Annotated in this window: 9 protein-coding genes; 3 read left to right on the top strand and 6 right to left on the bottom strand. The window is 60.6% G+C overall.

Features of this window, described 5'->3' with window-relative positions:
• Positions 1-272 precede the first annotated feature (272 nt).
• The 5 genes from SJI03_RS11910 to SJI03_RS11890 all read right to left on the bottom strand — a co-directional run bounded on the left by SJI03_RS11910 (position 273) and on the right by SJI03_RS11890 (position 7,248).
• Positions 273-863, bottom strand: coding sequence for an acyltransferase (locus tag SJI03_RS11910; protein WP_322427326.1), 591 nt, complete (start codon positions 861-863; stop codon positions 273-275).
• Positions 856-1,605: a CatB-related O-acetyltransferase gene (locus SJI03_RS11905; protein ID WP_225240940.1), complete on the bottom strand. Its 750-nt coding sequence runs from the start codon at positions 1,603-1,605 to the stop codon at positions 856-858. The genes SJI03_RS11910 and SJI03_RS11905 overlap by 8 nt, the downstream gene beginning before the upstream one ends.
• Positions 1,602-2,735: a DegT/DnrJ/EryC1/StrS family aminotransferase gene (locus tag SJI03_RS11900; protein ID WP_322427325.1), complete on the bottom strand. Its 1,134-nt coding sequence runs from the start codon at positions 2,733-2,735 to the stop codon at positions 1,602-1,604. Before SJI03_RS11900 ends, SJI03_RS11905 begins: the two co-directional genes overlap by 4 nt.
• Positions 2,732-5,341 (bottom strand): tetratricopeptide repeat protein, encoded by a 2,610-nt coding sequence (locus SJI03_RS11895; protein WP_322427324.1) that lies wholly within the window; start codon positions 5,339-5,341, stop codon positions 2,732-2,734. The genes SJI03_RS11900 and SJI03_RS11895 overlap by 4 nt, the downstream gene beginning before the upstream one ends.
• 230 nt (positions 5,342-5,571) lie before the next feature.
• Positions 5,572-7,248, bottom strand: coding sequence for an electron transfer flavoprotein-ubiquinone oxidoreductase (locus SJI03_RS11890; protein ID WP_175444538.1), 1,677 nt, complete (start codon positions 7,246-7,248; stop codon positions 5,572-5,574).
• 251 nt (positions 7,249-7,499) lie between these two features.
• Here SJI03_RS11890 and SJI03_RS11885 point away from each other — a divergent pair, with 251 nt between their 5' ends.
• Positions 7,500-8,276 (top strand): SDR family oxidoreductase, encoded by a 777-nt coding sequence (locus tag SJI03_RS11885; RefSeq protein ID WP_034752351.1) that lies wholly within the window; start codon positions 7,500-7,502, stop codon positions 8,274-8,276.
• A gap of 22 nt (positions 8,277-8,298) precedes the next feature.
• Here the strand turns inward: SJI03_RS11885 and SJI03_RS11880 are convergent, their stop codons facing one another.
• Entirely contained in the window at positions 8,299-8,865 is a 567-nt protein-coding gene (locus tag SJI03_RS11880; protein WP_046684925.1) for a LuxR C-terminal-related transcriptional regulator, read from the bottom strand.
• Between the two features lie 147 nt (positions 8,866-9,012).
• On the opposite strand from SJI03_RS11880, the gene SJI03_RS11875 reads away from it, so the two are divergent.
• Both SJI03_RS11875 and SJI03_RS11870 read left to right on the top strand, forming a co-directional pair.
• Positions 9,013-9,714, top strand: coding sequence for a CoA transferase subunit A (locus SJI03_RS11875; RefSeq protein WP_322427323.1), 702 nt, complete (start codon positions 9,013-9,015; stop codon positions 9,712-9,714).
• Positions 9,715-9,734: 20 nt separating this feature from the next.
• A complete protein-coding gene (locus SJI03_RS11870) occupies positions 9,735-10,385 on the top strand; it encodes a CoA transferase subunit B (protein ID WP_035818065.1) in 651 nt (216 codons plus the stop codon).
• Positions 10,386-10,448: the final 63 nt, after the last annotated feature.

Below are 10,448 nucleotides of genomic sequence, written 5' to 3'. Positions count from 1 at the left end.
CGACAGGCGGGTCATCGAGGTCGACAGTTGCGATTGGGTCTTGGCGATCGAGTTTTGTGCGGACAACGATGCGTTATTGGTGTGAAGGCTCAGCATTGTATTGCTCCTGTAGGATATATTCAGCGAGACGCGCTATTTTTCTGCTCTCACAAGCACAAGGCGGCCATTTTTACTTATGCATTAAATGCTACATGGAAATATTTTTTATCTTGCCCTGAACCTGCCGTGATTTTTAGTTTCTGTGGAAATAATATCTAAAAATATACTTTTAACTATTTTTTATCGCATCGCGCGCGCAATTGCTCTTCTGCAATTAACAAACCCTGGTCGCGGCTTTTGATCCGCTTCGCCGGTGTGCCCGCATAGATTCCCCATGCCGGCAGCGACTTGGTGACCAGGCTGAGCGCGCCCACGGCGACGCCTTCGCCAAGCTGTGCGCCGGGCAGCACCACGCTGCCCGAGCCGATGATGACGTGCCTGCCCAGGTGGATGGCGCCGCTTTTGCAGTTTGTAAATTCCGCCGGCACGGTGGGGTTGGTCATGCTGGCCCCGCTGTAATCATCGGTCTTGCTGTACAGGCGCACGCCTTGCGACAAGCCGGCGTAGTCTTCCAGCGTGATGCCTGCGCCGCCGGAGAGAAAGCAGCCGCCGCCAATGTGAACGTAGCTGCCGATGCGGATATGGCCACCTGCCGCCACCAGGGTGCTGTAGCCATCGATGCGCACGTTGTTGCCGATCGCGATATTGTCGATGCCGATGATGACGCAGTTCCTGGCGATGCGCACGTTGTGGCCGAGGCTGCGAAACCCCGCGCCGTGCAAGTCTTCTTCGGTGTAATAGCCGGGATTGAAAAGTTCAGACATGGTCATCCTTGTGCGGGTGTGCGGCGCCGGCGCCGGCTTCCAGGTGGCGGCGCTTGCTTTCTGCCAGTTCGGCAATGACGCGCAGCGCCTCGCCGTCGTCGGCCGTCATGTTTTGCAGGAAATGCGCGTTATTCTCGCGTATCCAGCTCAGCGGCAGTTCCCACCAGGCCAGCGCCAGCAGGGCTGCGCGCACTTCCTCGCTGAAGCGGAAGCGCAGCAGGCGCGCGGGCGTCCCTGCGTAAATGCCGTAGGGTTCGCTGCGGAAATTGGGCGGCACCAGCGTGCGCGCACCGATGACGCAGCCATTCTCGATGACCGCGCCGCCCAATATCATCGCCTCGTCGCCGATCCACACATCGTTCTTGATGACCGTATCGGCATATTGGGGAATCGGGCTGTTTTCCAGGCCCATGCCGCCCAATGCCAGAAGATACGTCGAAATGGTGCGCATGTCGTGCTGGCCGTTGAGGATGAAGCGCAGATTCGCGCCGCCGGAAACGTAGCGCCCGATTTGCAGGTGCTGCGCGGTCGAATCGTATTTGGCTTGCGAACCGATGCCGATGCCGGAACAGCGGCCGATGGTAAATCGCCCGAAGTCCGGCTCATTGCCCAGCCAGTTACGGAAAAAGCCATGCGGTATCAGGGTCTGTCCGCCGTCCTTGTAGGACAGCACGGTAAATTGTGCCGCCCAGCGATGGTCGTCGATGGTGCCGAAAAAGTCGGTGTCTGTGGAAATATTCATGGAATCAGGCCGGCCTGTGCATGCCGCTCGATGATGGCGCAGATGGCATCGACCTGATCGAGGCCCAGGCTGGGATAGATGGGCAGGCAGATGATTTGCCGCGATGCCTGCAGCGCGTTCGGCAGATTGCTGTGGGCGGCGGTCGGCATGCTGCGGTACATGGGGAAGTCGCTGATGAGCGGATAGAAATAGCGGCGCGCGTAGATATCCTGGTCCCGCAGCAGCTGGAACAGTGCGTCGCGGCTGGTGCCGTAGGCTTCCTTGACGAGAATGGGGAAGTAGGAATGGTTGGCCGATTCCTCTTCGCCAGCCGGCAGGCAGTCGATGCCGGCGATGGCCGCCAGCCGTTCCCGGTAGCGGCCATCGATGGCGCGCCGCTGCAGGCGTGCCGCATCGATGCCCTTCAATTGCAGGAGGCCGAATGCGGCGTTGATCTCGCTCATCTTGCCGTTGATGCCGGGTGCCACCACCGTCACTTCGTCGACGAAGCCGAAATTTTTCAGATGGTCGATGCGCTGCTTGGTCTTGGCGTCGGGGCAGACGATCGCGCCGCCTTCAAAGGTATTGAAAATTTTCGTGGCGTGAAAACTCAGCACGGACAGGTCGCCGCAATTGAGCACGCTGCTGCCTTTGTGGCGCACGCCGAACGCATGCGCCGCGTCGTAGATGACTTTCAAGCCATAGTTGTCGGCGATCTTTTCGATGCGTTCCACGTCGCAGGGCCGGCCATAGCAGTGCACCGGCATGATGGCGGTGGTGTGCGGCGTGATGGCTGCCTCGATCCTGGCGGGATCCATATTCAGGCTCAGCGGGTCGATATCGACAAAAATGGGCTTGATGCCATTCCAGAGCAGCGAGTGGGCGGTGGCGACGAAGGAGTAGGGCGTGGTGATCACTTCGCCGGTGATGCGCAGCGCTTGCAGGGCCGTGATCAGTGCCAGCGTCCCATTGGTAAACAGGCAGATGTGCTTGACGCCCAGATAGTCGCACAACGCCTGTTCCAGTTGCTGGTGGAACGGGCCGCCGTTGGTGAGGATTTTATTTTTCCAGATCTCTTCCAGATATGGCAGGAAGTCTTGCAGATCCGGCATGAGCGGCTGCGTGACGTAAATCGGCTTCTTGTCGCTCATGATGGCATCACCTGCTTGCTGGTGTCGCCTGGCGCAATGGCGAACGATGCCGGCGGCAAGCCGCTGCACCAGCGCTGCCACATGGTGCGGAACGCCTTTTCCATATTGTGGGCAATGGCCCGCGAGTCGGCCAGCGCCGACACTTGCATGCGGTTGCGCAAGTCTGCGCGCAGGACGGCCAGCTGCATGATGTTGCTAGATAAGAATATTCCCTTGCGGACGAAATCCTCGTCGTCGGTCGTGATGAAGGCGTCGAGACCCACATGCTGCAAGATGCAGGCACCGGCATGGCTCGGTACGCTTGTTCCCTTGAGCGTCAGCGTGGGCACGCCCATCCACAGCGCGTGCAGCGTGGTGGTGCCGCCCGTGTACGGGAAGGTGTCGAGGCAGATGTCGATTTGCTGGTGCAAGGCCAGATAGCCGCCCAGGTGGGTGCGGCCGTGGAAGGTCAGGCGGTCGGCGGCGATGCCTTCCTGCGCGAACCAGGCTTGCAAGGTGGCGATATCGCTGTCTTTTTGCATGGCGGCAAGATGCATTTTCGCTTCGGGAAGGGCCCGCAGCAGCTTTGCCCAGCGAGCGATGACGCCTGGATTGAGTTTGCTGAGCCGATTGAAACTGCCGAAGGTCAGGTAGCCGTTGCCCAGCGCTGGTGCGCGGACCAGTTCCGGGGAGTCGGACGATGGCAGGAAGGGTACGCTGGCAGGCAGCAGCACGACTTTTTCCGTGAAGTACTTTTCATCGACGTCGAATTGCGGATCGGTCAGATAGTAATCCATGGTTTTCAGGCCTGTTGTGCCGGGATAGGCGATCCAGCTGACCTGAATCGGCGCCAGTTTGCGGCCAAAGGCCGTCAGGCGGTTGAAGGCCGTATGGCTGGACAGGTCGACCAGGATGTCGATGCCGTCTTCCCGGATCTTTTCCTGCAAGCTGCTGTCGCTCACCTCGATGATGTTTTGCCAATGGGGGAAATAGCCGCGCAGGCGCTGCGTGACGGCGTCTTCCAGCGTATTGTTGTAGTAGGCGTACAGGCTCAGGCCGGGGCTGGCGCTCAGGTGCGCCACCACGGGCACGACGAAGTTGGACACCACGTGCGAATTGAAGTCGCCCGAGACAAAGCCGACCCTGATGCGCCGCGCGGGATCGTTGTCGTTGCCGAAAACGTGGCCTTCCGCTGTCGCGGCCGTGGACGGCCGGTCGAAGGCCTCGCCGAAGCGGCAGTGTTCCTCAAACAGGCTTTGAGCATCGATATCGACGCTATGGCTGAGGCAAAATAGCAGACCGCTGTGGCTCTCCGGAATATGCGACGCCACCGTCCGGGCGCGATAGCCGCTGGCAATGGCTTCCTCCAGATGGCCTTCGGCGTGGAGCAGCGAGCACAGGTTGATTTCTGCCGCCGCGTAGTCGGGCTTGATTTCCAGGGCGCGCCGGAACGCGGCCAGCGCTTCCTTGCTTTTGCCCATGGTGCGCATGATATTACCCAAATGAAAATGTAATTCTTCATCATCTGGCTCGGATTCCAGCGCCGTGTTCAGGCACGTCAATACATCCTGATACTGTTTCAGCACCAGGTAGGCGGCGACCAGATTGTTCCGTGCCGCCCGGTAATCGGGTTTGATCTGCAGCGCGCGCTGGAAGCTGCGCACGGCGTCCTGTACATTCCTGTTCTCGTGCAGCGCCTGGCCCAGCCGGTTATGCACCTCCGCGTCGTCCGGTAATGCAAGGGTGGCGGCGCGAAAGCTGTCGGCAGCGGCACCAAACTGTTTCTGGCGCAGCAGCGCATTGCCCAGATTAAACGTCGCCAGCGCGTAGTCTGGCTTCAAGGCCAGGGCGCGGCGGTAGCTCGCCACAGCCTCGTCCAGCCTGTTTTCCGCCTGGAGCAGGTTACCCAGGTTGCAGTGCGCCTCGGCAAACGCCGGCTCGATTTCGAGCGCCCGCAGATAGCAGTCGCGGGCTGCATCCAGTTTCCCGGCCGTTTGCCAGGCATTGCCCAGGTGCCCATGCGCCTGCGCATCGTGCGGCGCCAGTTCCACCGTCCGCTGCAGCGTGGCCAGAGCATCCTTGCCTTGCACCTGCAGGGCCGTCCCCAGCACGCTCCAGCCGAATGGCGAGTCTGGATAGGTTTCCAGCAACTGCCGGCAGGCCGCTTCCATCTGTTCATGCTGGCCCGCCTGGTACAACTGCACGATGTGGTCCATTTCCGGCTGCGACGGCGACAGGGCCGCCAGCGCGACCGCCTCCTGCGCCTGCTGGCGCAGCGCTTGCGAGGCAGCATTGTCGAGTCCGCGGGCGATGGCGGTATCAACGATGTCGAGCGCTTCGTCGGGCTGTCCCGCCTGCAGCAAGCCCTGCGCATAGGATAGCCAGAACTGGCCCTCGTCCGGGGCGACGGACAGCGCCTTGCGCAAATACGGCAAGCCGGCCACATGCTGGCCTACTTGCCCGGCCAGCAAACCCAGGTTGTGGTTGGCGACGGCATGGTAGGGATGGGCCTGCAGGATCGACAGGTAGATTTCTTCCGCCTCGGCAAAACGCCCTGCCTGGTGTTCAGCGATGGCCAGCTGTAATTCGGTGTCGGGGGAGACTGCGGGAGGGAGGGTCGGGTGCATGGGCTGGGGCGGGCAGAAATGTTTAGCAACGGGAATTGTAACTGGTGACAGTGCCCGTGAGAAACTTTCCGAGGGGAATTTGTTGACGCACGCTGCCCGAATGCGCACTTGCTGTTGCAGTTAGTCCAAAGTGCGGGCAATTCTGATCCTTCTGACAAAAAAACAGCGCACTGCCGGACGGGAGTGCGCTGTTCTGGCCGATTCTCAGCCGGTGCTGCGATGCCTTGCAGTTACATATTCGGATAGTTCGGCCCGCCGCCGCCTTCCGGTGTCACCCAGACGATGTTCTGCGTCGGGTCCTTGATGTCGCAGGTTTTACAGTGCACGCAGTTCTGTGCATTGATCTGCAGGCGTTCGGCGCCGTCGTCGTTCTTCACGAACTCGTACACGCCGGCGGGACAGTAACGCGCTTCCGGACCCGCATACGTGGCCAGGTTGACGTCGACGGGCACGCTGGCGTTCTTCAAGGTCAGGTGGATCGGCTGATCTTCCGCGTGATTCGTGTTCGAAATGAACACGGACGACATCTTGTCGAAAGTCAGCTTGCCATCGGGTTTCGGATACACGATCTTTTTCGACTGGGCGGCCGGTTTCAGGCATTCGTGGTCGCCATGCGAGTGGTGCAGGGTCCACGGCGCCTTGCCGCGGAAGATCAGCTGGTCGATGCCCGTCATCAGGCTGCCCAGGTACAGGCCCTTCGACAGCCATGGCTTGACGTTGCGCGCCACGTGCAGCTCTTCATGCAGCCACGATTTCTCGAAAGCAACAGGATAGCTCGTCAGTTCGTCGTGCTGGCGCTGTTCGCCCAGCGCGCCGAAGGCTGCGTCCGCCGCCAGCATGCCGCTCTTGATGGCCGCGTGGCTGCCCTTGATGCGGCTCATGTTCAGGAAGCCCGCATCGCAGCCGATCAGCGCGCCGCCGGCAAACACCAGTTTCGGCAGCGATTGCAGGCCGCCGGCCGCGATCGCGCGCGCACCGTACGAAATACGCTTGCCGCCTTCGAAGAACTTGCGGATTTCCGGATGCGTCTTATAGCGCTGGAATTCCTCGTACGGCGACAGGTAAGGATTCTCGTAATTGAGGCCCACCACATAGCCGACCATCACCTGGTTGTTTTCCAGGTGGTACAGGAAGGAGCCGCCGTAGGTTTTCGTGTCCAGCGGCCAGCCGCTCGAGTGGATCACCAGGCCCGGCTTGTGCTGGGCCGGGTCGATTTCCCACAATTCCTTGATGCCGATGCCGTAGGACTGCGGATCCTTGCCGGCGTTCAAGTCATACTTGGCCATCAATTGCTTGCCCAGGTGGCCGCGCGCGCCTTCGGCGAACAGGGTGTACTTGGCGTGCAATTCCATGCCCAGCTGGAAGTCGGGGCCCGGCTCGCCGTCGCGCTTGACGCCCATGTTGCCGGTCGCCACGCCTTTGACGGAACCGTCGTCGTTGTAGAGGATTTCCGCGGCGGGGAAGCCGGGGAAGATTTCCACGCCCAGGTTTTCCGCCTGCTGGCCCATCCAGCGCACCACATTGCCCAGCGAAACGATGTAATTGCCGTGGTTTTCAAAGCAGGCCGGCACGGCGAAGCCTGGCGTTTTATATGCTTTCGTTTCGGTCAGGAACAGGATGCGGTCTTCCGTCACTTCCGTATTCAGGGGCGCGCCCAGTTCTTTCCAGTTCGGAATCAGCTCGGTCAGCGCTTTCGGGTCCATGATGGCGCCCGACAGGATATGCGCGCCCAGTTCGCCGCCTTTTTCCAGCACGCAGACGGACACTTCCTGGCTCTTTTCAGCGGCCAGCTGCTTCAGGCGGATCGCCGCGGCCAGGCCTGCGGGGCCACCGCCGACGATCACCACGTCATACTCCATGGTTTCGCGCGGTCCGTACTGTTCAACTAAGTTATTAGGCTGTGTCATGGTCTCGATTTATAGTCACTAAATGGGTGGGTGAGGAATCTTCGAAGAAATTTAAGCACGAGTGTGCTTGTTTTTGGCGAGGATTGCAACTTTGGCGCCATTTTGCGTGACATTGCCCCTCGCCGCAATCTAAATCCGGCCATTTTGTGTAATGATGGCGTTTACCTTTGCTCAAGTGCGGCGCAGGGTATTTTGCCCCTGCGCCATCGGCACGGCGTAAAGTGTTATCTAAAATAAAACAGGAGTAGCTCGTGGGCATAGAAGTCAATTTCGAGGGCAAGATTGCCCTGATTACCGGCGCATCGAGCGGCCTTGGCGCGCGCTTTGCGAAAGTGCTGGCCCAGGCTGGCGCACAGGTCGTGCTGGCGTCGCGCCGCACCGAGCGCCTGAAGGAGTTGCGCGCCGAAATCGAAGCCGATGGCGGCGCCGCGCACGTGGTCTCGCTCGACGTGACCGACTTCGCCAGCATCAAGTCGGCCATCGCGCACGCGGAAACGGAAGCGGGCCCCATCGATATCCTCGTCAACAATTCCGGTGTCTCCACCACGCAACGCCTGGTCGACGTGACGCCCGAAGATTACTCGTTCGTGATGGACACCAACCTGCGCGGATCGTTCTTCGTGGCCCAGCAAACGGCCAAGCGCATGATCGCGCGCGCCAAGGGCGACCCGAAAAAACAGCACCGCATCATCAATATCGCCTCGATGGCGGGCTTGCAGGTGCTGCCGCAGATCGGCGTGTACTGCATGAGCAAGGCGGGCATGGTGCACATGACGCGCGCCATGGCCGTGGAGTGGGGCAAGTACGGCATCAACACGAACGCCATCTGCCCCGGCTATATTTCCACGGAAATCAATGAAGATTACTTCGCCACCGAGCAGGGCAAGAAGCTGATCGAAATGCTGCCGAATAAACGTCCGGGCAAGCCGGAAGACCTCGACGGCCTGTTGCTGCTGCTTGCGGGCGAGGATTCGCACTTTATTAACGGCGCCATCATTTCCGCAGACGGCGGCATGAGTACCTTCTAAGGCGCCAGCCTGCGCTGCAGCCCTAGCGCTGCAGCTGCAGTCCCACCAGCTTGTGCACCAGCTCCGACGACGTCGAGGCGGCGAACTTGCGCATCAGCTTGGCGCGGTGCATTTCCACCGTGCGGGGGCTGAGGTCGATCTGGCGGGCGATGACCTTGCTGGTCTTGCCTTCCACCAGCAGGGCGGCGATTTCGCGCTCGCGCGGGGTCAGTTCCGCCGTCACGGGACGTTTCTCGCTGACATCCTCGAACGTCCAGATGCCCGGCCCCAGCGGTTCCTTCGGCAGCATGGCGTGGCCCGTGACGTGGCACCAGAACAATTCCCCATTACTGCGGCGCATGATGCGCTCGTCCGAATAGCGGCCTTTGGCGTTCATGATGGGGATGATGCGGTCACCCGTGCGCAGGAATTCGTCGTGCGTGGGGTAGAGTACTTCGAACGACTGGTCGTCCAGCTGGGCGCGCGCATAGCCGAACATGGCCGCCAGCGCTTCGTTGCAGCTGCGCATGATGCGGTTTTCCGACATGCACATGCCCACGGGCGCGTGCAGGAAGATACTTTCATAATCGATGGCTGACGCGGCGTTCATCTGATACGTATCACTCTCACAGGGGGATTGCTGGCACGGCGCCGGTAGTTCTACGGTATTGTACTTTCCACTCGCGTATTTTATGCTGAGTCGCTGCCTGAGTCATGGACTCAAGACCAAAGCTTAACAAAAGATAGAGGGACACCCATGAATAAAGTTTATCCTGACGCCGCCTCGGCGCTGGCCGGTATCGTCCAAGATGGCCAGACCATCGCCGTCGGCGGCTTCGGCCTGTGCGGCATTCCCGAAGCCCTGATCGGCGCCTTGCGCGATTCGGGCGTGACGGGCTTGACGGCCATTTCGAATAACGCCGGCGTGGACGGCTTCGGCCTGGGCCAGTTGCTGACCACGCGGCAGATCAAGAAAATGATCGCCTCCTACGTGGGCGAAAACAAGGAATTCGCGCGCCAGTACCTGGCGGGCGAGCTGGAACTTGAATTCACGCCGCAAGGCACCCTGGCCGAGAAACTGCGCGCCGGCGGCGCCGGCATTCCCGCCTTCTTCACCAAGACGGGCGTGGGCACCATCGTTGCCGACGGCAAGGAGCTCCGCGAATTCGACGGCGAGCAATACGTGATGGAACGCAGCCTCGTGGCCGATGTGTCGCTGGTGAAAGCCTACATGGCCGACCGCGCCGGCAATTTGGTTTATCGCAAGACGGCGCGCAATTTCAACCCGAACGTGGCCATGGCCGGCAAGATCACCATCGTCGAAGTGGAAAAACTGGTGGAAGTGGGCGAGATCGACCCGGACCAGATCCACACGCCGAGCATCTTCGTGCACCGCATCGTGGTCAACGCGAACCCGGAAAAACGCATCGAGCAGCGCACCGTGCGCACTGAAGCATAAAGAAGAATACGGAGATAATCATGGCTTGGACGAGAGATGAAATGGCCGCACGCGCGGCAAAGGAATTGCAGGATGGCTTTTATGTGAACCTGGGCATCGGCTTGCCGACCCTGGTGGCGAATTATGTGCCGGAAAATATCGAAGTGTTCCTGCAGTCGGAAAACGGTTTATTGGGCATCGGCCCGTTCCCCACCGACGCGGAAGTCGATGCCGACCTGATCAACGCTGGCAAGCAGACGGTGACGGCCTTGCCCGGCGCCGCCTACTTCAGCTCGGCCGATTCCTTCGGCATGATCCGCGGCGGCAAGATCAACCTGGCCATCCTGGGCGCCATGCAAGTGTCGGAAAAGGGCGACCTGGCGAACTGGATGATCCCAGGAAAAATGGTCAAGGGCATGGGCGGCGCGATGGACCTCGTCGCCGGCGTCAAGAGAGTCGTCGTGCTGATGGAACACGTGGCCACGGCCAAGGATGGCACGACGTCGCACAAGCTGCTCAAGCAGTGCGACTTGCCGCTGACGGGCGTGGGCGTGGTCGACGTCATCATCAGCGACCTGGGCGTGATCGACGTGACGGAAAACGGCTTGAAGCTGGTGGAACTGGCGCCGGGCGTGACCAAGGAGCAGGTGCAGGCGGCCACGGGCGCTGAACTGGACGTGTCGGCAGTCTGAACACGCATGGGCAGATAAAAAAGCGGACAGCGATGTCCGCTTTTTTTTCGTCCGTTCGGCCGC

Source organism: Janthinobacterium sp. GMG1, from assembly GCF_034427795.1.
Classification (GTDB): Bacteria; Pseudomonadota; Gammaproteobacteria; order Burkholderiales; family Burkholderiaceae_D; genus Janthinobacterium.
Note: the sequence above shows the minus strand (reverse complement) of the source record. Positions and strands in the feature narration are given on the sequence as shown.

Excerpts from the sequence above, each read along its gene's own strand:
- SJI03_RS11910 (WP_322427326.1), bottom strand. The coding sequence starts at position 863 with ATGTCTGAACTTTTCAATCCCGGCTATTACACCGAAGAAGACTTGCAC.
- SJI03_RS11905 (WP_225240940.1), bottom strand. The coding sequence starts at position 1,605 with ATGAATATTTCCACAGACACCGACTTTTTCGGCACCATCGACGACCAT.
- SJI03_RS11900 (WP_322427325.1), bottom strand. The coding sequence starts at position 2,735 with ATGAGCGACAAGAAGCCGATTTACGTCACGCAGCCGCTCATGCCGGAT.
- SJI03_RS11895 (WP_322427324.1), bottom strand. The coding sequence starts at position 5,341 with ATGCACCCGACCCTCCCTCCCGCAGTCTCCCCCGACACCGAATTACAG.
- SJI03_RS11890 (WP_175444538.1), bottom strand. The coding sequence starts at position 7,248 with ATGACACAGCCTAATAACTTAGTTGAACAGTACGGACCGCGCGAAACC.
- SJI03_RS11880 (WP_046684925.1), bottom strand. The coding sequence starts at position 8,865 with ATGAACGCCGCGTCAGCCATCGATTATGAAAGTATCTTCCTGCACGCG.
- SJI03_RS11875 (WP_322427323.1), top strand. The coding sequence starts at position 9,013 with ATGAATAAAGTTTATCCTGACGCCGCCTCGGCGCTGGCCGGTATCGTC.
- SJI03_RS11870 (WP_035818065.1), top strand. The coding sequence starts at position 9,735 with ATGGCTTGGACGAGAGATGAAATGGCCGCACGCGCGGCAAAGGAATTG.